18 protein-coding genes and 1 pseudogene are annotated in these 23,218 nt (G+C 72.5%); 8 read left to right on the top strand and 11 right to left on the bottom strand.

Features of this window, described 5'->3' with window-relative positions; all coding sequences use genetic code 11:
- Nucleotides 1-173: 173 nt before the first annotated feature.
- The 6 genes from ACWGKT_RS05005 to ACWGKT_RS04980 form a co-directional block, all read right to left on the bottom strand.
- Nucleotides 174-1,154 carry a cation diffusion facilitator family transporter gene (locus ACWGKT_RS05005; protein WP_356144350.1) on the bottom strand — a complete coding sequence of 327 codons (981 nt, stop codon included), beginning with the start codon at nucleotides 1,152-1,154 and terminating at the stop codon, nucleotides 174-176.
- Nucleotides 1,155-1,291: 137 nt separating this feature from the next.
- Entirely contained in the window at nucleotides 1,292-2,443 is a 1,152-nt protein-coding gene (gene manA / locus ACWGKT_RS05000) for a mannose-6-phosphate isomerase, class I (protein ID WP_453272484.1), read from the bottom strand.
- A gap of 101 nt (nucleotides 2,444-2,544) precedes the next feature.
- Nucleotides 2,545-3,672, bottom strand: a complete 1,128-nt coding sequence (locus ACWGKT_RS04995; RefSeq protein WP_453272483.1) for an SIS domain-containing protein — start codon at nucleotides 3,670-3,672, stop codon at nucleotides 2,545-2,547.
- Between the two features lie 136 nt (nucleotides 3,673-3,808).
- Nucleotides 3,809-3,979: a Trm112 family protein gene (locus ACWGKT_RS04990; protein ID WP_356144344.1), complete on the bottom strand. Its 171-nt coding sequence runs from the start codon at nucleotides 3,977-3,979 to the stop codon at nucleotides 3,809-3,811.
- 132 nt (nucleotides 3,980-4,111) lie between these two features.
- On the bottom strand, nucleotides 4,112-5,476 hold the full coding sequence (locus ACWGKT_RS04985; RefSeq protein WP_356144342.1) for a phosphomannomutase/phosphoglucomutase: 1,365 nt from the start codon (nucleotides 5,474-5,476) through the stop codon (nucleotides 4,112-4,114).
- 249 nt (nucleotides 5,477-5,725) lie between these two features.
- Entirely contained in the window at nucleotides 5,726-6,148 is a 423-nt protein-coding gene (locus ACWGKT_RS04980; RefSeq protein ID WP_235458229.1) for a DUF3499 domain-containing protein, read from the bottom strand.
- A gap of 272 nt (nucleotides 6,149-6,420) precedes the next feature.
- Here ACWGKT_RS04980 and ACWGKT_RS04975 point away from each other — a divergent pair, with 272 nt between their 5' ends.
- Complete coding sequence (locus tag ACWGKT_RS04975; RefSeq protein ID WP_235458240.1) at nucleotides 6,421-6,873, top strand: metallopeptidase family protein; 453 nt, start codon at nucleotides 6,421-6,423, stop codon at nucleotides 6,871-6,873.
- Between the two features lie 61 nt (nucleotides 6,874-6,934).
- On the opposite strand, the gene ACWGKT_RS04970 is transcribed toward ACWGKT_RS04975, so the two are convergent.
- From ACWGKT_RS04970 to ACWGKT_RS04960, 3 genes are all read right to left on the bottom strand, one after another.
- Entirely contained in the window at nucleotides 6,935-8,443 is a 1,509-nt protein-coding gene (locus tag ACWGKT_RS04970) for a DUF5719 family protein (RefSeq protein ID WP_453272482.1), read from the bottom strand.
- Nucleotides 8,440-12,108 carry a glycosyltransferase family 2 protein gene (locus ACWGKT_RS04965; RefSeq protein WP_453272481.1) on the bottom strand — a complete coding sequence of 1,223 codons (3,669 nt, stop codon included), beginning with the start codon at nucleotides 12,106-12,108 and terminating at the stop codon, nucleotides 8,440-8,442. Before ACWGKT_RS04965 ends, ACWGKT_RS04970 begins: the two co-directional genes overlap by 4 nt.
- Before the next feature lie 180 nt (nucleotides 12,109-12,288).
- A complete protein-coding gene (locus ACWGKT_RS04960; protein ID WP_003975777.1) occupies nucleotides 12,289-12,552 on the bottom strand; it encodes a WhiB family transcriptional regulator in 264 nt (87 codons plus the stop codon).
- Between the two features lie 671 nt (nucleotides 12,553-13,223).
- Here ACWGKT_RS04960 and ACWGKT_RS04955 point away from each other — a divergent pair.
- From ACWGKT_RS04955 to ACWGKT_RS04940, 4 genes are all read left to right on the top strand, one after another.
- On the top strand, nucleotides 13,224-13,730 hold the full coding sequence (locus tag ACWGKT_RS04955; RefSeq protein WP_356144336.1) for a cysteine dioxygenase: 507 nt from the start codon (nucleotides 13,224-13,226) through the stop codon (nucleotides 13,728-13,730).
- 33 nt (nucleotides 13,731-13,763) lie between these two features.
- The gene (cofD, locus tag ACWGKT_RS04950) at nucleotides 13,764-14,723 is read left to right on the top strand and encodes a 2-phospho-L-lactate transferase (protein WP_453272480.1); all 960 of its coding nucleotides are present in this window, start codon (nucleotides 13,764-13,766) and stop codon (nucleotides 14,721-14,723) included.
- A 32-nt stretch (nucleotides 14,724-14,755) separates the two neighbouring features.
- The gene (locus tag ACWGKT_RS04945) at nucleotides 14,756-16,090 is read left to right on the top strand and encodes a coenzyme F420-0:L-glutamate ligase (protein ID WP_453272495.1); all 1,335 of its coding nucleotides are present in this window, start codon (nucleotides 14,756-14,758) and stop codon (nucleotides 16,088-16,090) included.
- Between the two features lie 159 nt (nucleotides 16,091-16,249).
- Nucleotides 16,250-17,257, top strand: a complete 1,008-nt coding sequence (locus ACWGKT_RS04940; protein WP_453272479.1) for a DNA-3-methyladenine glycosylase family protein — start codon at nucleotides 16,250-16,252, stop codon at nucleotides 17,255-17,257.
- A gap of 219 nt (nucleotides 17,258-17,476) precedes the next feature.
- Here ACWGKT_RS04940 and ACWGKT_RS04935 read toward each other — a convergent pair whose 3' ends face one another.
- Together ACWGKT_RS04935 and ACWGKT_RS04930 are read right to left on the bottom strand one after the other, a co-directional pair.
- Nucleotides 17,477-18,559, bottom strand: a complete 1,083-nt coding sequence (locus ACWGKT_RS04935) for a sugar phosphate nucleotidyltransferase (protein ID WP_453272478.1) — start codon at nucleotides 18,557-18,559, stop codon at nucleotides 17,477-17,479.
- Nucleotides 18,560-18,723: 164 nt separating this feature from the next.
- Nucleotides 18,724-18,911, bottom strand: a pseudogene (locus ACWGKT_RS04930) (N-acetylmuramoyl-L-alanine amidase); the annotation flags it as partial.
- Between the two features lie 143 nt (nucleotides 18,912-19,054).
- Between ACWGKT_RS04930 and ACWGKT_RS04925 the strand changes: the two are divergent.
- The 3 genes from ACWGKT_RS04925 (at nucleotide 19,055) to ACWGKT_RS04915 (ending at nucleotide 23,123) form a co-directional block, all read left to right on the top strand.
- Nucleotides 19,055-19,810, top strand: coding sequence for a TIGR03089 family protein (locus ACWGKT_RS04925; protein ID WP_453272477.1), 756 nt, complete (start codon nucleotides 19,055-19,057; stop codon nucleotides 19,808-19,810).
- A gap of 104 nt (nucleotides 19,811-19,914) precedes the next feature.
- Nucleotides 19,915-21,120 (top strand): LCP family protein, encoded by a 1,206-nt coding sequence (locus ACWGKT_RS04920; protein WP_453272476.1) that lies wholly within the window; start codon nucleotides 19,915-19,917, stop codon nucleotides 21,118-21,120.
- Nucleotides 21,121-21,353: 233 nt separating this feature from the next.
- Nucleotides 21,354-23,123: an LCP family protein gene (locus tag ACWGKT_RS04915; protein ID WP_453272475.1), complete on the top strand. Its 1,770-nt coding sequence runs from the start codon at nucleotides 21,354-21,356 to the stop codon at nucleotides 23,121-23,123.
- Nucleotides 23,124-23,218: the final 95 nt, after the last annotated feature.

Raw genomic sequence — 23,218 nt, 5'->3', positions numbered from 1 at the left:
TGCTGGTGCTGGTCGGTTTCGGGGTGGGGTTCGGGGCGTGGGCGGTGCGGCGGGGGATGGCCGTGCCGGCGCCGCCCTGGCGGTGGCCGGTTCAGTTGGTCGTCGAGAACGGCCGTGGGGCCCGCCGATTCGCTCGGCGGGCCCCACGGGCGTGACAGGGGTCGGGGACGGACTCAGTGTCCGGCCGGGTGCGGCGTCGGGCCGCCCGGGGTGGCCGCCGGGTCCGGGCCCTTGGCGGCTTCGGCCTCGCTGTAGATGTCCGGTTCGAGGTAGATCACGCGGGCGATCGGGACGGCGGCACGGATGCGGGCCTCGGCGGCGTTGATGGCCTTGGCGACCTGGGCGGCCGTGTCGTCGTGCCGGACGGCGATCTTGGCGGCGATCAGCAGCTCCTCCGGGCCGAGGTGGAGCGTGCGCATGTGGATGAGGCGGGTGACGGTCTCGCCGTCGACCATGGCGGCCTCGATCTGCTGGACGACGTCGAGGCCGGCGGCCTCGCCGAGCAGCAGCGACTTGGTCTCGGCGGCGAGGACGAGGGCGATCGCGACGAGCAGGACACCGATGCAGACGGTGCCGATGCCGTCCCAGACGCCGTCGCCGGTGAGCAGGGACAGGCCGACGCCGCCGAGGGCGAGGACCAGACCGATCAGCGCGCCGAAGTCCTCCAGGAGGACGACCGGCAGCTCGGGGGCCTTGGCGCGGCGGATGAACTGTGCCCAGGAGAGCTTGCCGCGCAGCTCGTTGGATTCCTTTATGGCGGTGCGGAAGGAGAAGCCCTCGGCGATGATCGCGAAGACGAGGACGCCCACGGGCCAGTACCAGTGCTCGATGTCGTGCGGGTGGTTGATCTTCTCGTAGCCCTCGTAGATGGCGAACATGCCACCGACCGAGAAGAGGACGATCGAGACGAGGAAGGCGTAGATGTAGCGCTCGCGGCCGTAGCCGAAGGGGTGCTGCGGGGTCGCCTCTCGTTCGGCCTTCTTGCCGCCGACGAGCAGCAGGAACTGGTTGCCGGAGTCGGCGACCGAGTGGACGCCCTCGGCGAGCATCGACGACGAACCGCTGAACGCGAACGCCACGAACTTCGATGCCGCGATCGCGAGGTTGGCGCCGAGTGCCGCCACGATCGCCCTGGTGCCGCCTGACGCGCTCATGTGTCCGCGTTGTCCCTTCGCCTACATCCGTCTACGCCGCCGACCGGGCCCGTGCCTTCGGCTTTGCCCGCCCTTTGCCGGTGGGCCATTGTTGCAGCCCTTCCCGGCGACGCCGCTTCAGGTATCCACAAGCCCGGTCAGACAATCACGGTGGCCCGGAAGACCGTGCCCGCTCCGGTCACCTCGGCCTCCTCGCCCGCCGGGACGAAGACCGACTGGCCGGGGGTCAGCCGGTGCTCGCCCGCCCGCACGGAACCCGTCGTGCAGAGCAGGATCTGCGGGGTCGCGAGGGTGAGGTCGTGGGCGGCGGCGCCCTCGGGCAGGGTGTAGCGGGACAGCCGGAACTCGTCGATGGGGGTCTCGTAGACCTCCTCGCCCTCGAAGGACGCCTCGGGGCGCAGGACGCCGGGGTCGCCGGCCTCGAAGCGGACGATGCGCAGGAGTTCCGGGACGTCGACGTGCTTGGGGGTCAGGCCGCAGCGCAGGACGTTGTCGGAGTTGGCCATGATCTCGACGCCGAGGCCGTTCAGGTAGGCGTGCGGGATGCCGGCGCCGAGGAACAGGGCCTCGCCGGGCTGCAGGCGGACGTGGTTGAGGAGCATCGCGGCGATGACGCCCGGGTCGCCCGGGTAGTGGTGGGCTATCTCGGCGTAGGGGGCGTAGTCGCCGCCGAGGCGGGTGCAGGCGGCCGTGACCTCGGCGACCGTGTGAGCCATCTCCTCGGGGTCGGCGCTGAGGATCGCGGTGAGGACCTCGCGCAGAGCCGCGTCCTCGGGACGCGCGTGCAGCAGATCGACGTACGGCTTGAGGGAGTCGACACCGAGGCCGTCGAGCAGGTCGGCGATCTGCCGCGGATCGCGGAAGCCGCACAGACCGTCGAACTCCGTGAGCGCGCAGATCAGTTCGGGCTTGTGGTTGGCGTCCTTGTAGTTGCGGTGCGGGGCGTCGACGGGGATGCCGCGCCGCTCCTCGTCCGCGTACCCCTCCCTGGCCTGCTCCAGGTTGGGGTGCACCTGGAGGGAGAGCGGGGCGCCCGCGGCGAGGATCTTGAGCAGGAAGGGCAGCCGGGGACCGAACTTCGCCACGGTCTTCTCGCCCAGCTCGCGCTCCGGGTCCGCGTCGATCACCTCGGCGAGCGTCCCGCGCGCGGTGCGCGAAGGAGCGCCCGGGTGCGCGCCCATCCACATCTCCGCCTGCGGCTCGCCGGTCGGCTCTGCGCCGAGGAGCTGCGGGATGGCGGTGGGAGAACCCCAGGCGTAGGGGCGGACGGTGTTCTCAAGGCGGTCCATGTACTTCTCTCTGCCGGTTTTCTCTGCGTACGACACCGGTTCGCCGGGAGTTCGGCCGGCGCGCCGCGCCACACGGAACGGTCGGGGCGTCGTGGTACAGATCACGCCCTCGAAGCGAGCGCCAGGTAAACGGCGGCGAAATCCGTGACGGCGATCAGCTCGGCGAGGGTGTCGAGTTCGTCGCCGGGCTCCGGCTCCAGCTCGCTGATCGGCGTGTCGTGGCTGAGGGCCAGATCGCGGGCGGCCGGGGCGGCGGTGAGGCCACCGATGGGGCGGTCGCGGAGCAGCACCACGCGCGCGTGCAGCGCCGGGGCCTCCTCGACGCGGTCACGGAAGAAGTCGTCGGGGTCGGCGCTGGCGGCGAGCGAGCCCGCCAGCAGGGCGCTGTGCGCGGCGAGTGCCAGCGGGAGTTCCTCGACCAGGGCGGGGCGGCCGCCCAGTTCGGCGAGGGCGGCGGCGAAACGGCGGCCCGCGGCACCGGCCGAGGTGCCCTCCGTCCAGATCACCGGGAGCGTGTCGGCGAGTTCGGCGGCGAGTGTCTTGGCGGGGTTGCTGTAGGTCGCGATGGCCGGGCCGCAGCGCTCGGCGATGTGGTCGAGGCGGTCGGCGACCTGCTCCAGGGCCTCGGGCGGGGCGGCGAGCAGACCGACCCGGTCCAGGAGCGCGAGGAGCGGCGTGAGCAGCGCCCACAGAACGCCCGGGGAGGACGCGGCGAGGGGCTCGTCGTGGTCGTAGGGAGCCGTCGCCATCGGGACGAACAGGCCGTGGGCACCCGAGACCGCCTCGGCCAGCGGGGTGCCGGCCGGGGCCACGGCGGCGACCGAACAGCCTCGCCGGTAGGCCTGGTCGGCGAGCAGGGCGAGGCTGGGCTCGGTGCCGTCCGGGGTGGCGATCAGCAGCAGGTCCACGGAGCCGGCCCAGCCGGGGAGTTCCCAGCGCAGGGCGCCGGCGGCCGGGGCGACGCCGGTGGGGGCCAGACGGGTGACGGGGCTGCCGGCGCCGGCCAGTGTGCCGAGGAGGTCGGCGGCGTGCGTGGCGGCGGCGCCGGGGCCGGCGATCAGGACCGCCCGGGGGCGGCCGTCCGGCTTGAGGTCCTGGACGCCGGCCTCGACGGCGTGCCGGGCCGCGGTGCGGACCCGGGCGCCCGCCTCCGCGGCGCCGCGGAGCAGGCCTCGTTGGTCGGCCTCGGCGAGGCCCTCCGGAGTGTCGAGCAGCGCTTCGTCGAGCATGGGCGGCAGCCTCCGATCGCCGGGGTCCTTGAGGGGCGGCTCGTCTGTGTGGGGCGGGTGCCTGCGTGGGGCCCTGTGGCCCCGTCGTCGCGCCGGGCGCGGTGCGGCCTCGTGGTCGTACGAGGCGCCGGCGGGCTTACACGGGGCGGCGGGCCTCGTCCACCAGGAGGACGGGGATGCCGTCGCGGACGGGGTAGGCCAGGCCGCAGTCCTGACCGGTGCAGATCAGCTCGGCCTCCTGCTCCGAGAGGGGAGCGTGGCAGGCCGGGCAGGCGAGGATCTCCAGGAGGCCGGCTTCGAGCGGCATGGGGTGTCCCTTCGGGCGGGTGTCGGCGTGCACTGATGTGCCTGGTCAGCGTACCGCCGCGGGGAGCTGGGCGGAGGGCTTGGGCGAACCGGGGCGGGGCGCCGGGCCGTCTCGGGCGGCCCGGCGCCGGCGTCAGCCGCGGATGATCGCGAGCGCCTCGTCCCTGATCTTGTTCATCGTCGCCTCGTCGCGGGCCTCGGCGTTCAGGCGCAGGAGGGGCTCGGTGTTCGAGGGGCGGACGTTGAACCACCAGTCGGCGGCGGAGACGGTGAGGCCGTCCAGGTCGTCGAGGGTGACGTCGCCGCGGCCCTCGTAGGCGGAGCGGATCGCGGCGAGGCGGCCCGCCTGGTCGGCGACCGTGGAGTTGATCTCGCCGGACCCGGCGTAGCGGTCGTACTGGGCGACGAGGGCGGACAGCGGGCCGTCCTGGCCGCCCAGGGCCGCGAGGACGTGCAGGGCGGCGAGCATGCCCGTGTCGGCGTTCCAGAAGTCCTTGAAGTAGTAGTGCGCCGAGTGCTCACCGCCGAAGATCGCGCCCGCCCCGGCCATCTCCGCCTTGATGAAGGAGTGGCCGACGCGGGTGCGCACCGGCGTGCCGCCGTTCTCCCGGACGACCTCGGCGACCGACCGCGAGGTGATCAGGTTGTGGATGACCGTGCCCGCGCCGCCGTTCCTGGCGAGTTCGCGCGCGGCGACCAGGGCGGTGATCGCCGACGGGGACACGGGAGCGCCCCGCTCGTCGACGACGAAGCAGCGGTCGGCGTCGCCGTCGAAGGCGATGCCGAGGTCGGCGCCCTCCTCGCGGACCCGCTTCTGCAGGTCCACGATGTTGGCGGGGTCGAGGGGGTTCGCCTCGTGGTTCGGGAACGTGCCGTCCAGTTCGAAGTACATCGGGACGAGGTTGAGGGGCAGGCCGGCGAAGACCGTGGGGACCGTGTGGCCGCCCATGCCGTTGCCCGCGTCGACGACGACCTTCAGGGGGCGGATGGAGGTCAGGTCGACGAGCGAGCGGAGGTGCGCCGCGTAATCCTCCAACGTGTCGCGCCGGCTGAGCGTTCCCGGCTCGGCGGCCGGCTCCGGGGCGCCCGACTCCAGCCACCGCTCGGCCAGTTCACGGATCTCGGCGAGGCCGGTGTCCTGCCCGACCGGGGCCGCGCCCGCACGGCACAGCTTGATGCCGTTGTACTGCGCGGGGTTGTGCGAGGCCGTGAACATGGCGCCCGGCAGGCCCAGGGCGCCCGAGGCGTAGTACAGCTGGTCCGTCGAGCACAGGCCGATCTCCGTGACGTCGACGCCGCGTGCGGCCGCGCCGCGCGCGAAGGCCCGGGACAGGCCGGGCGAGGAGGGTCGCATGTCGTGGCCGATCACGATCGCGGTCGCGCCGGTCACCTGGACGAAGGCCGCGCCGAAGAGTTCGGCCAGCGGCTCGTCCCACTGGTCCGGGACCACTCCGCGTACGTCGTACGCCTTCACGATCTGCGACAGATCAGCAGCCACGGCCAGCCCTCCTGAAAGTCCTATCGGTCGCCACAAACTACCCGCCCCGGCCGGCCCCCCGCTGGGCGGACACCCTGTGGACTCCGAGCCGTAACGTCAGGTCTGGCGCGGCACCCGGGACCCGGGCCCGGCGGCCGGCTTCGTACAGCGGGACACGCGCGCGTGAAGGGCACGTCGCCAGCGGGAGGGAGGACGTCCCGCCCGCGGGAACGCGGAAGGAGCGTGTCACACGCGAGAGGGAGGGGTCGCTCAGTTGTCCGGTGAGCGCAGCACCCGCAGGTGGCCGCGGCGGGCGACCTCCATGGGGTCCGCACCGCGTCCCCCGCCGCCGGCCTCGGCCGCGCGCTCCTGGGGGCGGGCCGCCTCGCGCACGGCGTTGGCGAGCGCTTCCAGGTCGTCCCCGGTGGGCCGGGCCGGCGCGGAGCCGTCGAGGAGGCGGACGACCTCCCAGCCGCGCGGGGCGGTGAGGCGCTCGGAGTGTTCGGCGCACAGGTCGTAGCAGTGGGGTTCGGCGTAGGTGGCGAGCGGGCCGAGGACCGCGGTCGAGTCGGCGTAGACGTACGTCAGCGTCGCGACGGCGGGTCGGCCGCAAGCGGTGCGCGAACAGCGACGTACAGGGCTCACGACGATGGACGGTACCGCACTCTTGAGCGGGCCGCGACGACTCTCCACCAGGTCACTCCACCGTGTCGTGTGGTGAGACGCCGCACACACCCTTCGGAACGCACCTCTCTGACCTGCATGGACGACCCTCCGCCGGACCTGGGGCGGGTCCGCTTCCGGTCAGCACTCGGTACAAACAGCGTCAAATGCCTTGAGCTCGACGGTCTTGGAGAGATACGGAAACGAGCCCAACGTTGGCTGGAATGGTCATCCCGCGACATGCCTGGTTGCCGCATGGAGGTCGGGCGGCCGAGCCGTGCGAGGACTACGCTTCACCGGTGATGGACAACCGTGTACCGCCCCGTGCCGCCGGCCCCGGGCCTCGTCGTCGTGATCGCCACGGGCGGGGCATGCGCGGACCGATCGCGCCGCCCCAGGTGCCACTCGCGGCGAGCCGTGCCGAGGCGTTCGCGGACCTGGTGCAGGACTCCGTGGAACGTCTGGAGCGGCGGTGGCCGCAGCTGGCCGACATCGACTTCCTGGTGCTGGAGGTACCGCGCCTGGAGGGGCGGCCGGAAGACGTGTGGAGCGACGAGGCCGTACCGCTCGGGGGGACGATTTCCGCGCGCGACGGACACCGGGCCCGGGTCGTGGTGTACCGGCGGCCCGTCGAGATCCGCACGAAGGGGCGGGACGAGCGCGCGGCGCTGGTGCACGAGGTGGTCGTCGAGCAGGTGGCCGAGCTGCTGGGGCTCACCCCCGAGACGGTGGATCCCCGGTACGGGGAGGACTGAGCGCGGGCCGCGCGGCCGCCCCCGGAAGCCCCCGGAAGCCCGTGGACGGCCGCGCCGAGCGCTATCGCTGCAGGATCGACAGGTCCTGGTCCGCCTGCGGTACGGCCACCGTGCCGCGGTCGTCCGGGAGCGTCTGGATGGTGAAGCCGGGGACGCCGTTCTCGGTGGCGGAGAGGGTGCGGGCAGCGTAGACCGGGGCGCCGTCGAGCGGTTCCACCGTCAGGGCGTACGTGCCCTTCAGGCCGGACGGCACCGGGGCGTCGATGTTCTGGGTGGTGCCGGACTTGATCGTGTAGGTCTTCGAGACCGGCTGGCCGCCCTCGCTGCCCGCCGACGCCGTGACCTTGACCTTCGCGGCGCCGGTGGGGGCCGTGAGGGAGAGGGTCGTGCCCTTGGCGCTGTTGTCGGCGGAGGTCGCGCGCGTGCCGACGGGGGCGGTGGCGGGAATGAAGGCCGTCTCCTGGTTCGCGCCCTTGCCACGGACGACCCGCAGCGCCGCCACGACGGGGACGGATCGGCCGCTGGGGCTCAGGATCAGGGAGCCCGCCTCGCCCCGGGTGACGTCGCCCAGGTCCGCCGCCGTGGTCATGCCCGACTTCACGTGCAGCGTCTCGTTCCCGGCGGGGGTGATCTGGCCGCCCGGGGAGGCCAGGCGGACCTTCAGGTCCGCGTCGGCGTCCCCGGGGGTGAAGGCGATCAGACGGACGGACGTGGCGTCCTTCGGGATACCGGGCAGGACCAGGTCGCCGGCTGGATCGGCGGAAGCCGCGAGCCAGTCACCGCCGAGCTTGTCGTCCAGGGCCTGCACGGCCGCGCCGACCCGCCCGCTGCGGACGCTGACGTGCACGGTCAGGTTGGTCTCCCGCGCGGCGGCGAGCGTGGACAGCAGGACCGGCTCGCTGGAGTGCGGCTGGACCGTGATGCCCTCCCCCACCGTGGACTTGATCGCGCCGTCCTTGCCGTAGAGCTCGATGTCCACCACGGCGGGGCCGTCGTCCGGGTTGGTGAGGTGCACGTAGTCGGTGCGGGCGGCGTCCGTGCTGGCGCCCGGGAACCAGAACTCCGTGTCCGGGGCGGTGCAGTTGACGCCCTGCAGGCCGCGGCCGGTGCCGGCGGCGATCTCCGTGGTCTCCTGGACCGTCCAGCCGGGCGCGAACTTCCCCTCGGCGGTGCCGACCAGCGCGGGTGTGTCGGAGCCGGAGCTGTCGCCGGTGGCCGGCGTACCGGGCGTCTTGGGGGTCACCAGGGACTTGGGCGCCGTCTTCTTGCCGCTCTTGCCACCCTTGGAGCCGCCCGGTGCCTGCGTCGACTCCTCCGTGGCGGACCGGAGTTCGGCCTTGCCGCCGCCGTCCGCGCCCCTCGTGACGGGCGTGAACGACGTGTACGAGGTCTCGGCGATGTCGGAGAGGCTCGGCGCCGGGCACAGCAGGCTGGTGCGCTCCACGGGCAGTTGGGCCGCCGCCTCGGCGCTGTGTGTGCCGGACGTGTCCGGCTTGCTCACCGCGGCGAAGCCGGTGACGGCCGCGAGCGCGGCCGTGCCGGCGATCAGGGACAGGGTGGTGCGCTTCACTGCTGGCTCCCGTCGGGGCGCTCACTGCCGGTGCCGTGGGGGTGGGACTGCGCCGGGTCGTACGCGGGGTCGTAGCCCTGCTGGTACGTCGGGTCGTACGACGCCTGCTGCGACTGCCCGCCGTAGGCGTACGGGTCGTACTGCCCGTTCTGGCCGTTCTGGTACGGGTCCTGGTACGCCTGCTGGTCGTAGCCGCCCGACTGGTACTGCCCGGCGTCCTGGTACTGGTCGGCGCCGTAGCCGCCGTACGCGTCGCCCGCGTAGCCGGTCGTGTCCCACTCGCCGTACGACGCCTGGTGCGGCACCGCGGCGGGTGCCTCCTGCGGAGGAGGAGGCATGGCGTCGAGCCCGGACTCGTCCGTCTCGGCGGCCCCCTCGGCCTCGGCCTCGGCCTGGGCGCGCAGGCGGCGGGCCCGGCGGCCCTCGCCGACGGCGGCCTCGGCGGGCACCGGCAGCTCCTCCTCCGGGAGGTCGTCGTCGATGTCGCGGCGCCTGCCGGGCAGGGCGAGCACGACCAGGACGACGGCGAGCGAGCCCTGCGCCCACAGCCAGCCGGTGTGGCTCATCGGGTCGTCGTAGGCGACGTCCAGCCTGCCGCCGGTCGCGGGGAGTTCGAAGCCCTGGGCCCAGCCGTCGACCGTGGTGCGGGTGAGCGGCTTGCCGTCCAGGGTGGCGGTCCAGCCCGGGGCGGCGGAGTCGGCCAGGCGCAGGATCCGGCCGTCGGAGCCGGTCGGGATCGTGGTGTGGATCTCGACGGGTCCGGCGGCGACGGCCTGCGGGGTGCCCGAGCCGGCGGCGGACACGATGGCGGCGCGGGAGACCTGTTGGTCGATGCGCCACAGCGCGCTGCCGTCCTGCTGGCTGAGCCGGGACAGGCCGGGCGTGGCGTCCAGGACGCGGCTGACCTCACGGGGCGCGCCCTTGTGGACGAGGACGTAGCGCACGGCGAAACCGCCGAGCTGGTTCACCTGGTCGGCGCCGGAGCCGGCGACGAGGTTGGCGACGACCTTGTCGAGCTTGCTGTTCTCACCGTCGGCGGCGGCGAGTTCGGCGTCGCCCATGCGGGCGCCGGAGCCGCGGACGAGGGTGTAGCGCACGTGCGCCTCGGAGTCGCTGTCGAGGACGAGGGTGCGGGCCTGGTCGCGGGTGTTGCTCTCCTCGGCGACGAAGGCGGGCACCTGCACCGGGTCGCGCCGCTCCACCGGGCCGTCGGCGCCGCGGATCATCCAGCCGGCGGCGAGGAGCAGCGGGCCGGCTGCGGAGGCGAACGCGATCAGGGCAGCGACCGGCTGGCGCCAGCCGAAGCTCTGCTCGGCCACGCGCGCGCGTGCCCCGTCGGCACCGAGCGCGGCGGCGGCCAGGAGGGCGAGGGCGTAGACGAGGGTGGCGGGTCCGGCCCAGGTGGACTTGTTGGACAGGACGGCGAAGACGAGGCCCACCAGGGCGACCGCCCATGCCGTCCGGACGGCCCACTGCCGCTCCGTGCGCATCAGCGCGGCCAGCGCGGCCAGGACGACGCCGATGAGCATCAGGCCGTCCATGGTGCCGGGGCCGCCCGGGCTGGCGCCGAGCAGGTCGAGGGCGGAGGCGGCCGAGGAGCCGTACTCCAGACCGGCCTCCTTGAAGAAGCCGAACGGGAGCAGCGTCAGCGACCAGGGGGCGAGGACCAGGAGCGGGATGCCCAGCTGGACCAGGAAGCGCAGACCGTGGGCGACGAGGTCGGCGCGGCGCACGGCCAGCACGCCGATCCCGAGGACCAGGGCGATGGGCCACACGATCGGCGTGAACGCGGTCGTGAGGGTCAGCAGCAGCGCGTACGCCCAGGTGGCGCGCCAGCTGCCGCGCGCGCGCGAGGCGTGGGCGAGGCCGGCGGCGGCGATGCCCGCGCGGGCCAGCAGCGGCAGCAGCACGGCGAGGACGGCGGTGCCGATGCGACCGGCCGCGAGGGCGCCGGTGGCGGCGGGCAGGAAGGCGTAGGCGACGGCCACCCACGCGCGCAGAAGGCGGGAGGTGACGAGCGGCCGGGAGGCGAAGTACGCGGTGAATCCGGCGAGCGGCACCGAGCCGATCAGCAGGACCGTGACCGCGAGGCCGGTCGAGCCGAACAGCATGGAGGCGAGCATCGCCACGATCGCGAGGTAGGGCGGAGCGGACGGGGTGCCGCCGGCGCCCACGGGATGCCAGGAGTCCAGGTAGCGGGACCACAGCTCGCCGGAGTCGCCGGGGGCGGGCAGTAGGGCGCCGCCGGTGAGCGCGCCGCTGCCGAGGAGTGCGCGGCAGGCACCGAGCGAGACGAGCAGCAGCACCAGGAAGAGCACCGGGCCGGGCTTGCGGGCGATGCGCTTGAGGCGGGCGAACTGCTCGATCTCCAGGAAGTCGGCGTCGTCGCCGCCGGGGCCGGACTCGACGGAGCCGCCGTGCCGACCGGCCGAGGAGACCTCCGGGTCGGAGCCGCCGAAGAGGTTTCCGGCGACCTGTTCCACGGTGGCCCGCACGGTCGCGCCGGGCGGCGGGAACAGGGGCCGCAGCTCGTCCTTGTCGATCTGCGGACGGCCGCGCCTGCGTCGTCCGGCGAAGATCCGTCCGGGCCGCAGCAGGGTGCCCAGCAGGCCGCGGATCTCGTCGACGGCCTGTCCGGGGACCTTGCCGACGAGGTAGGCGACGGTCCTCAGGAGCGTGCCGAGCACGAGGCGCAGCAGCACCCAGGGCAGCGTCGCCGCACGCGTGTTGACGAGGAGGGTGTAGACGGCGCCCGCCTTGTCGACCTTGTGCGGGGAGGCCACGGTGCGGCTCACGCAGTCGACGGTGCGCCGCTCACGGGAGGCGGCCTCGGCGTGTCGTACGACCGCTTCCGGGGCGACGAGGACACGGTGGCCGGCCGCGTGCGCGCGCCAGCACAGGTCGACGTCGTCGCGCATCAGGGGCAGCCGGCGGTCGAAGCCGCCTAGCTCCTCGAAGACGTCGCGCCGGATGAGCATGCCGGCGGTGGAGACGGACAGCACGGGCCGTACGTGGTCGTGCTGGCCCTGGTCCTGTTCGCGGCGGTCGAGGCCGGTCCAGCGGCGGCCGGAGTTGGCGATGGTGACGCCGACCTCCAGGAGCTGCCGGCGGTCGTACCAGCCGCGGAGCTTGGGGCCGACGACGGCCACGTCGTCGCGGCCGAGTTCCCTCTCGTTCTCGACGACCCGCAGCAGCTGGGCGAGGGCGTCGGGTTCGGGGGCGCAGTCGTCGTGCAGCAGCCACAGCCACTGGACGGGCTCCCCGTGCGGGAGCTCGGGCATGTCGTAGGCGTCGTCGCGCCACGTGCGCGTGACGGGGTCCCAGCCACTGGGGCGCTTGAGGTACGACAGCTCGTCCGGGGTCAGGACGGGTGCCGTGCGGATGGCCTCCTCGACGGCCTGGCCGAAGCCGGTGCGCCGGGCGAGGTGCAGCACGCGGTCGGCGCCGAGCGCGTCGGTGACCAGCTGGGCGGAGGCGTCCGCGCTGCCGGTGTCGGCGGCCACGGCGTACTGAACGGGGCGCTCCTGGCCGAGCAGCCCGCCCAGCGCATCGGGCAGCCAGCGGGCGCCGTCGTGGGCGACGAGGACCGCCGTCACCACGTGACGCGGGAACTCAGGGGCGGCAGCGGGGTCTTGATGGGCTGCCGTATGGCTGTGCACGGACATCGAGGTACGGGCCCCGGTTCGATGGACTGCGGTGGACACCTGTGCCCCGAGGGGGCAGCGGGACGTCTCGGACGAGCGACCACACTATCGGCTGGGCATGACGACGGCCCGCCGCCTGTGGATAACCCACCGACTACGGGCCGTTCGTTACGTATGTACGGAAAGGTCCGGCGCGCCCCGTCAGACGGCGGCCTTCTTCAGCCGGCGCCGTTCGCGCTCCGACAGGCCGCCCCAGATGCCGAAGCGCTCGTCGTTGGCGAGGGCGTACTCAAGGCACTCGGAGCGGACCTCGCAGGCGAGACAGACCTTCTTGGCCTCTCTGGTCGAGCCGCCCTTCTCGGGGAAGAAGGACTCGGGGTCGGTCTGGGCGCACAGCGCGCGCTCCTGCCAGCCGAGTTCCTCGTCCGCGTCGTCGACCAGCAGTTGCTGCACCAGCTCGGTCATGTGCGCCCCTCGTCTGTCTTTCGCGTCCCCGTGCCGCAGCCGATACCGATTTGGGCTGAACGACACGAGTGAAATTACAAGTGTGCTGCTCCGGGCGAGTCAAGCCGGGATCTGCTATTGGGCCCGTTATTCACTCTGCGGAACCAAGGCCGTGCGGAAAGTGTTCAAATCGGCATAAACCTTGACACGCAGAACGAGCCCTGTGGGGGGCACCCACTCCGCACAGACCTGTACGGAGAAGGACGCCCTGGCGTTCGATCGCGTTCCAACGAGGCCCGCGCGCCCGGATGTGCGCGATGTGTCCCGGCGGACGAATGAACAAACCTTTCATCAGGGAGATGAACCGGATGAGGTGAAACATGTCCCACATTCCGGGCGTCGAGTTGACAGTGCGGGTGTGAACCGCTCTCCTTGTGGGCATGCTCGCGAACTTGGCGCTCACCTCGACCCGCACCGCCGGGTCCCACGGTGCTGCCCACGCTCGCTGTAGCTGTTGTTGCTGTTCCAGCTGTTGAGCCAAGCGCGCTCCGGCTGCCTCTGAGTCCATCCCGACTCGGCTGCTGTCCCCTTCCCGCCCTCATCCCGGGCGCCCCTCCTGCCCGTGATCCGGGCGGACGGTACGCGACACCCCCGCCAGCCCCCCACTCTTCACCGAGGAACCTCACACCCCGATGAACAGCGACAACGACCTGCAGATCGCCGGCGACATCCTCGAAGTGCCGCACCTTCTCCAGCCCCCGCGCGAGCACCCGGCCACCGTCGCCGAGTTCGTGGGCCTGGCCCGTGCCATCGCCGCCGACCGCTCCCAGTGGGAGCACCTCGTCCGCTACGACGCGACCACCCGCTGGTACCACCGCCTGCGCACGGGCCCCGGCTACGAGGTGTGGCTGCTGTCCTGGGTGCCGGGGCAGGGCAGCGGGCCGCACGACCACGGCCGCTCCTCCGGTGTCCTGACCGTCCTGGAGGGCACGCTGGCCGAGCGCACCGAGCGCGGCACGCGCGCGTTGGAAGCGGGCGCGCAGCGGGTGTTCGCCCCGGGCTATGTGCACGAGGTCGTCAACGACACGCTGGAGCCGGCGGTCAGCCTGCACGTGTACCACCCGGGCCTGACCGAGATGCCCATGCACACCACCCCGCACTGCGAGGCGCGCAGTGAACCGCGTCCGGTGACTGCCTGACGCTTTGTCGTACCCGCCTGCCAGACTTCTCCCATGCGCATTGTGGTTCTGGCAGGCGGCATCGGTGGTGCCCGGTTCCTGCGCGGTCTGAAGAAGGCCGCGCCGGAGGCGGACGTCACGGTCATCGGCAACACCGGCGACGACATCCACCTCTTCGGGCTCAAGGTCTGCCCGGACCTCGACACGGTGATGTACACGCTCGGCGGCGGCATCAACGAGGAGCAGGGCTGGGGGCGGGCCGAGGAGACCTTCCACCTCAAGGAGGAGCTCGCGGCGTACGGGGTCGGCCCGGAGTGGTTCGGGCTCGGCGACCGGGACTTCGCCACACACATCGTGCGGACGCAGATGCTGAGCGCCGGGTATCCGCTGAGCGCGGTGACCGAGGCGCTGTGCGACCGCTGGAAGCCGGGCGTCAAGCTCGTCCCCATGACCGACGACCGCGTCGAGACGCACGTCGCGGTGGAGATCGACGGGGAGCGCAAGGCGATCCACTTCCAGGAGTACTGGGTGAGGCTGCGGGCCTCCGTCCCGGCCGAGGCGGTCGTGCCGGTCGGCGCCGAGCTGTCGAAGCCGGCGCCGGGTGTCCTGGAGGCCATCGCGGAGGCGGACGTGATCCTCTTCCCACCGTCCAACCCCGTCGTCTCCGTGGGCACGATCCTCGCGGTGCCGGGCATCCGGGAGGCGATCGCCGAGGCGGGCGTGCCCGTGGTGGGCCTCTCCCCCATCGTCGGGGACGCGCCCGTGCGCGGGATGGCCGACAAGGTGCTGGCAGCGGTCGGCGTCGAGTCCACCGCCGCGGCCGTGGCCGAGCACTACGGCTCCGGGCTCCTCGACGGCTGGCTGGTCGACACCGTGGACGCGGGCACGGTCGAGCGGATCGAGGCGGCCGGCATCCGCTGCAGGGCCGTGCCGCTGATGATGACCGACCTGGACGCGACCGCCCGGATGGCCCACGAGGCGCTGGAGCTCGCGGAGGAGGTGCGCGGAGCGTGAGCGGCGGGGTGACCGAGGGGACAGCCGGCGCGGTGGCCGAAGACGCCGCCGCGGCGAGCGGTGTGGGCGATGCGGGCGGATTCCGGGTCTGGGCCCTGGACGGGCTGCCCGAGGTGCGGCCGGGCGACGACCTCGCCAAGCTGATCGCGGCCACCGAGCCGGGACTGACCGACGGGGACGTGCTGATCGTCACCTCGAAGATCGTGTCCAAGGCGGAGGGCCGGATCGTCGAGGCGGCCGACCGGGAGGCGGCGATCGACGCCGAGACCGTACGGGTCGTGGCGCGGCGCGGGGCACTCAGGATCGTCGAGAACCGGCAGGGTCTGGTGATGGCCGCCGCCGGGGTCGACGCCTCCAACACCCCCGCGGGGACGGTGCTGTTGCTGCCCGAGGACCCGGACGCGTCCGCGCGGGCGATCCGGGACGGGCTGCGCGACACCCTCGGCGTCCACGTCGGGGTTCTCGTCACCGACACCTTCGGGCGCCCCTGGCGCACGGGGCTCACGGACGTCGCGATCGGCGCAGCGGGCGTAAGCGTGCTGGACGATCTGCGCGGGGGCACGGACGCGCACGGCAATCCGCTCAGCGCGACGATCGTCGCGACGGCGGACGAACTCGCCGCCGCGGGCGACCTCGTCAAGGGCAAGGCGACCGGGCGGCCGGTCGCCGTGGTGCGCGGGCTGGCCCACCTGGTCGCCGAGGGGCACGGGGACGGAGCGCGGACCCTGGTGCGCGACGCGCGCACCGACATGTTCCGACTCGGGACCTCCGAGGCGGTCCGGGAGGCGGTGACCCAGCGGCGTACCGTGCGGGCCTTCACCGACGAGCCCGTCGACCCCGGAGCGGTACGGCGGGCGGTGGCCGCGGCGGTCACCGCGCCGGCGCCGCACCACACGACGCCGTGGCGGTTCGTGCTGCTGGAGTCGCAGGAGTCCCGGACCCGGCTGCTGGACGCCATGCGGGACGCCTGGATCGCCGACCTGCGCCGGGACGGCAAGAGCGAGGAGTCGATCGCCAAGCGGGTCCGGCGCGGGGACGTGCTGCGCAACGCGCCGTACCTGGCGGTGCCCTGCCTCGTCATGGACGGCTCGCACACCTACGGGGACGCGCGGCGGGACGGCGCCGAGCGGGAGATGTTCGTGGTCGCCACGGGCGCGGGAGTGCAGAACTTCCTGATCGCGCTGGCCGGTGAACAGCTCGGTTCCGCGTGGGTGTCGTCGACGATGTTCTGCCGGGACGTGGTGCGCGAGACGCTCGGGCTGCCGAAGAACTGGGATCCGATGGGGGCGGTGGCGATCGGACGTCCGGCCGAGGACCCGCGGCCACGCCCGCCGCGCGAGGCCGGGGCCTTCATCGAAGTGAGGTGACGCGAGGGGGCGTGAGGTGGCGCCGCCGGGGCGTACGACCCCCTAGGCTCGAAGGGCGAACCTCGTGGCTCGCCCCGCTCACCTCGTTCACCTCGCTCGCCTCGGTCACCTCCTACCGCTCCGGCACCACTCCGCTCCGGCATCCCTGGGATCTCATCCGTGTCAGGACGTTTCGCTCCGCGGCCCACGCGTACGACCGTGCGCGGTGGCCATGTCGCCGTGCCCGCGGCGCCGGGCCTGCCGCGGCAGGCCGTGGCGCCGGGGCGGGTACGGACCTGGGCGCCGGCGGGGCCGCTCGACCTGGGGCTGGTGCTCGGGCCGCTGCGGCGCGGACCCGCGGATCCGACGTTCCGTACGACGACGGACGGGAGTGTGTGGCGGGCCAGCCGGACGCCCGCCGGGCCGGGGACGCTGCGGGTCGCGGCGTACGGCGGTGAGGTGCGCGCGCAGGCATGGGGGCCGGGGGCGCAGTGGCTGCTGGAGGGGCTGCCGGACCTGCTGGGCGCCGCCGACGATCCCGACGCGTTCGCGCCGCGGCACCGGCTGGTGGCACTGGCCCGGCATCGCCGACCGGGACTCAGGCTGACGCGGACCGGGCTGGTGCTGGAGTCGCTGATCCCCTCGATCCTGGAGCAGAAGGTCACGACCGACGAGGCGTACCGGGCCTGGCGGCTGCTGGTGCGGAAGTTCGGGGAGCCCGCCCCGGGGCCCGTGGACGGGCGGCTGTGGGTGATGCCCGAGCCGCGGACCTGGGCGCTGATTCCGTCCTGGGAGTGGCATCGGGCCGGCGTCGACAACAAGCGGGCGTCGACGATCCTGCGGGCCGTGCGGGTCGCCGCGCGGCTTGAGGAGGCGGTCCGGATGGAGCCGGCGCAGGCGCAGGCGCGGTTGGAGGTCGTGCCGGGGATCGGCCCCTGGACGTCGGCGGAGACCGTGCAGCGCAGTCATGGGGCGCCGGACGCGGTGACCGTCGGGGACCTGCATCTGCCGGGGATCGTGGGGTGGGCGCTCGCCGGGGACCGGCACGCGGACGACTCCCTCATGCTGGAACTGCTGGAGCCGTATGCCGGGCAACGGCATCGGGCGGCCCGCTTGATCCTGCTCAGCGGGAAAGCGCCGGCGCGGAGGGCCCCACGGATGCCTCGCGGCGATATCGGCCGGTTGTGAGCCGCGTTCGGGTCGGCTTCGGGGGTGCTCGGAGCTGCCGCTGGGCGGGGGTGGGTCGCGCAGCCCGGCGCTGACGGGGCGCGGCTGCGCCCACCCGTGCCGCCTGGGGGTCCCCCCTGCTCGAAGAGCTTGGGGGAGGCACGATTGCCCGCAGCTACGGCTGGGGCAGGGGGTTTGGGGGCGCAGCCCCCAAGGACCGGACCCTCAATCACCCACCCTTTACTGATCGGAAGAGAAGCGGAGCGCCCCCGCTGGGATTTGGGCGTCGCACCACACCCGTACGCCCTCGCGGAGTTCGTTGTCGGCGCCGACGACCGCGCCGTCGCCGATGACCGTGCCGGTGAGGACGGAGCGTTCGCCGACGCGGGCGCGGGTGCCGATGAGGGAGTCGGTGATGACGGCGCCGGGGCCGATCACGGCGCCCGGCAGGATCGTGCTGCCGAAGACCCGGACGCCCTCGGCGACGAACGCGCCCTCACCGACCACCGTGCCGCCGGTCAGCTTGGCGTCGGGGGCCACCGTGGCCGTGGGCAGGACGAGGCGGTCGCCGCAGCGGCCGGGGACGGCGGGTGACGGGGCCCGGCCCAGGACCAGGTCGGCCGAGCCGCGCACGAAGGCCGCCGGGGTGCCCAGGTCCAGCCAGTACGTCGAATCCACCATGCCCTGCAGATGGGCCCCGGCCGAGAGCAGGTCGGGGAAGGTCTCGCGCTCCACCGACACCGCGCGGCCGAACGGGATCGTGTCGATGACCGAACGCCGGAACACGTACGCCCCGGCGTTGATCTGGTCGGTGACGATCTCCTCCGGCGTCTGCGGCTTCTCCAGGAAGGCGAGGACGCGGCCCGTGTCGTCGGTGGGGACCAGGCCGTAGGCGCGCGGGTCCGTGACCTTCGTGAGGTGCAGGGACACGTCCGCGCCCGTCGACTCGTGCGTGTCCACCAGCGCCCTGATGTCCAGCCCGGTGAGGATGTCCCCGTTGAAGATCAGTACGGGGTCGTCCGGACCGGAGTGGAGACGGGAGGCCACGTTGCGGATCGCGCCGCCCGTGCCGAGGGGTTCGTCCTCCGTGACGTACTCGATGTGCAGGCCGAGCGCCGAGCCGTCGCCGAAGTACGGCTCGAAGACCTGCGCCAGATAGCTCGTCGCGAGCACGATGTGGTCCACGCCGGCAGCCTTCGCCCGCGCCAACTGGTGCGTGAGGAACGGGACTCCGGCCGCCGGAACCATCGGCTTGGGAGTGTGCACCGTGAGCGGACGCAGCCGGGTGCCTTTGCCGCCGACCAGGAGGATCGCTTCTGTCACCTGTCGTCTCTGCTTCCTGCCGGGACCGGCCGAACTGTGTTCCGGCCGGCCAGTGTATGCAGACCGTGCGACGGCGCCCTCGATGGCCGCGCGGTGTTCCGCGACATCCGCGTGCGGTTTCCCCCGGCTGCCCCCGACGGCGGTGAACGCGCGCCCCGACCTCGGCGCCCCTGGTGGCGAGCCGCGGTGGAACGGGCCGAGACGAGCCAGGCGTAGAACCGCTTGCCCGGGCAGTCCGTGGCGAACCCGTGGCGAACCCCAGTCGTACGTTCTTCCCCTTTGGGTAGAGATTGCCACCGTCGGACTTCAGGTATGTCTTTCCTCGCGGATTGGCCCCGTAGAGCCCGAGCTTCCCCTGCGCACGTGGTAGCGGTGGATACCGCGAATGACGCACGGGGCCTGCGAGCAGCCGTACTTGTCACCTCTGTCCGATCTGTCCGAGCCGGTGGCCCCGCCACCCGGTGCCCGGCATGGGCGCCGCGTACGCTTGCGCGGGTGAATGCCACCGATCGCACCCCTGCCGGCCTGCTGCGTTCCGCGCTCGCCGCGGACCCCGGACGCCCCCTGGTGACCTTCTACGACGACGCCACCGGCGAACGCGTCGAACTGTCCGTGGCCACCTTCGCCAATTGGGTGGCCAAGACGGCGAACCTCCTGCAGGGCGATCTGGCGGCCGCGCCCGGCGACCGGGTCGCGCTGCTGCTGCCCGCGCACTGGCAGACGGCGGTGTGGCTCCTGGCGTGTTCGTCGGTGGGCGCGATCGCGGACGTGGCGGGCGACCCGGCGGCGGCCGACGTCGTGGTCAGCGGTCCGGACTCGCTGGAGGCGGCGCGGGCCTGCCGCGGGGAGCGGGTCGCCCTCGCGCTGCGGCCGCTGGGCGGGCGCTTCCCGCAGCCGCCGGAGGGTTTCGTGGACTACGCCGTCGAGGTGCCGAGCCAGGGCGACCGCTTCGCGCCGTTCGCGCCGGTGGATCCCGAGGAGCCCGCCCTGATCGTGGCCGGGGCGGAGTACACGGGGGCCGAGGTCGTCGAGCGGGCGCGCGCCGACGCGCCCTCGCTGGACCTGACGGGGCCCGGGTCGCGGCTGCTGTCGGGGCTGCCGTACGACACCTGGGAAGGCCTCAGCGCGGGGCTGTACGCGCCCCTGGCCGTCGGGGGGTCCGTGGTCCTGTGCCGCCATCTGGAGGAGCTGGGCGAGGACGCGCTGGCCAAGCGGATCGAGAGCGAACGAGTGACCGCGTCCCGGCACTGACTGTCACCCGATCGGAGTAACACCGCCCGCCCTCGGCGCCCACTCGGGGCCATGGTCGTAAGAGCAGGACGACACGCTCGTACGCCATGAGGGGTGGCCCAGACGTGACCGACACCGCAGGTACGCCTTCTGGAGGCACCCTCGGTCCCGGCGCGGGTGCCTCAGCCACCGGCGACGGGCTCATACGCAGGCGCCGACGACGCTGGGTGCGGGGCGCGGCCCTGGGCCTGGGCGTCCTGGTGCTCGCGGCCGCCGGCGGCGGCTGGGCCGTGTACGCGAAGCTCAGCGCCAACATCACGCCCGACGAAGCGGCGGCGGCCGAGCTCGCCCGGTACGAGCGGGAGCGGCCCACCGCCCTGGTGCACGGCGCGCAGAACATCCTGCTGATCGGGTCCGACACCCGGGCGGGGGACGGCAACGGGAAGTACGGCAAGGACCTCGGCAGCGAGCGGTCCGACACCACGATCCTGCTGCATCTGGCGCACGACCGGCGCAGCGCGACCGCCGTGTCCATCCCCCGCGATCTGATGGTGGACGTGCCGGGCTGCCTGCGGGCGGACGGCCGCCGTACCGCGCCGACCTTCACGATGTTCAACTACGCCTTCGCGATGGGTGGTTCGGCCTGCACCATCCGTACCGTCGAGAAGCTGACCGGCGTTCGGATCGATCACCACGTCGTCGTGGACTTCCACGGGTTCAAGGAGATGGTCGACGCCGTCGACGGCGTGCAGGTGTGCCTGAAGGAGCCCATCGACGACAAGGCGGCCAAGCTGAAGCTGCCCGCGGGCCGGGTCACCCTCGACGGAGAGCAGGCGCTCGGTTACGTCAGGGTCCGCAAGTCGCTCGGCAACGGCAGCGACACTGACCGGATGGACCGGCAGCAGCAGTTCCTCGGGGCACTGGTCAACAAGGTGCGCAGCGGTGATGTCCTGCTGAACCCGGTGAAGCTCTATCCCGTCCTGGACGCGGCCACGTCGGCGCTCACCACCGATCCGGAACTGGCGAGTTTGCGCGGTTTGTACCAACTGGTGCGCGGGCTGCGAGACATCCCCACCGAACATGTGCAGTTCTTGACCGTTCCGCGGGAGTCGTACGTCTACGACCTCAATCGCGATCAACTCGTGGAGCCCGAGGCGGAGAAGCTGTTCGCGCTGCTGCGCGCCGACAAGCCGGTGACGATCGCCAAGTCGATTCCAGGGGAATCGACAACAAAGAGTGGTAATTCGGATAGCAACGGGGACGCTTCCGACACCCCCTCCGCCGCTCCCACGTTCCGCGGAAACACGGCCGCCGAGGACAGCTGCGAGTAAAGCACGCGCCAAGGCCGCGAACTTCGCTTCAGGAAAATGCGGCGGATTGCCCGGTTGTAGGGACGTGGAATTTGTCACCGCCGTCGCTTGACGCTGAACTGGGCGGATAGTGTGAGCGACCCGGTGCACCCAACCACGAGAACCTTCTTGGGGCCGTGCACTGATTGACCGAGACCCGAGCGCCTTTGAGGGGGGAAGGCGCCGCGTGGCCCCGACGGAGGATTCGGACAACCGTGGACGCGCAAAGCCGTGGGCGGGCGGACAACATCGATCCCGCAGACCAGTGGGTGCTCAATCCGAACACAGGCGAATACGAACTGCGACTGAGCCCTTCCACACCGCAGTCGGCGGTACCCGGTCCCCGTAGATCCGGAACACGCGGCTCGGGCCGTCCCGGTGGCGGGCCGCGGGACCGGGCCGGCGCGCCGGGGCGGGAGGGGCGCCAGGCGCCGGGCCGGGAGACTCGTGAGTCGCCCGACGGTGACGTGCCGCCGCAGCGCAGGCGCCGCGGCGAGCCCGAGCCATTGCCGGGGCGCCGCAACCGGCGGCCGGTGAAGAAGAAGTCGAAGGTCAAGAAGGTCCTGATGTGGACCGGCGGCACCATGGCGTTCGTGCTGCTCGCCGCGTGCGCGACCGCCTACCTCTACCTCAAGCACCTGGAGGGCAACGTCACCACGACGGACGTCGGTGACGCGGGCTCGAAGGGGTTCAGCAAGGACGAGGCCTTCAACATCCTGATCATCGGCACCGACAAGCGCACCGGCAAGGGCAACGAGGGCTACGGCGACCAGGGCAGCGTCGGGCACGCCGACACCAACATCCTGCTGCACGTCGCCAAGGACCGGACGAACGCCACCGCGATGAGCATCCCGCGCGACCTGATCGTGAACGTGCCGGACTGCCCGACGAAGCAGGAGGACGGCACCGACAAGGTCATCCCGGGCACACGGAACGTCCGCTTCAACACCAGCCTGGGCCAGGACGGCCGCGACCCGGGCTGCACGATGCGCACCGTCGAAGAGGTCACCGGCATCCACGTGGACCACTTCATGATGGCGGACTTCAACGCGGTGAAGACGCTGACGTCCGCGGTGGGCGGTGTGCAGGTCTGCCTCGCGCACCCCGTCAACGACAAGCAGTCGCACCTCAAACTGCCCGCGGGCAAGTCGGTCGTGGAGGGCGAGCAGGCCCTCGCCTTCGTCCGCACCCGGCACAGCTTCGGCAACCAGGGCGACCTCGACCGGATCAAGGTGCAGCAGCAGTTCCTGAGTTCGCTGATGCGCAAGATGTCCTCCGGCGACACCCTGACCGACCCGACCAAGCTCGTGCAGCTGGCCGAGGCCGCCACCAAGGCGCTGACCGTGGACACCGGCATCGGCAAGGTCAGCACGCTCAAGGACGTGGCCCTGGAGCTGAAGAAGGTGCCGACCAAGAACATCAGCTTCCTGACGGTGCCGGTGATCGACAACCCGGCGGAGAAGATCCACGCGACCGTCGTCGTCAACCAGACCACGGCACCCGAGGTCTTCGACGCGATCAAGAACGACGTCTCCTTCACCCAGGTGAAGAAGAAGCAGAAGGCCCAGAAGGACGCCCAGGCCGCCCGGCTCAAGGGCACCAAGGCCGCGGCCTCCGAGGTCCGGGTGCGGATCCTCAACGGCGGCGCCCCGGCCGGCAGCGCGCAGGAGACCCTCCAGTGGCTGCAGAACGACGAGGGTGTGCTCAAGTCGGAGAACGCGGGCAACGCCCCGGCGGCACTGGGCAAGACCACGCTGGAGTACGGGCCCGACCAGGCGGCCCAGGCACGCAGGCTGGCCGCGATCATGGGTCTGTCCGGATCCGCGATGAAGCCCGGCAAGAGCGTGACCAACTCCCAGGGGCTACCGGCGATGACGCTGACTCTGGGCAAGGACTTCAAGGGTGCGGGCGTGTCCCTCACCGCTCCGTCGAAGGCGCCGGAGGTCGACAAGTCAACTGCGGACAAGGTGAAGTGCGCCTCGTAGGTAACCCAACGGGCCCCTCGTGCGTCTAACCGGACGCGGGAGGGGCCCGTTGTCAGGCGCACGGTGGGGAGGGCAGGTCGTTGGCGCAGAGCAGT

The organism is Streptomyces sp. NPDC054794, from assembly GCF_053611585.1.
This window is presented reverse-complemented; position numbering and strand designations above follow the sequence as displayed.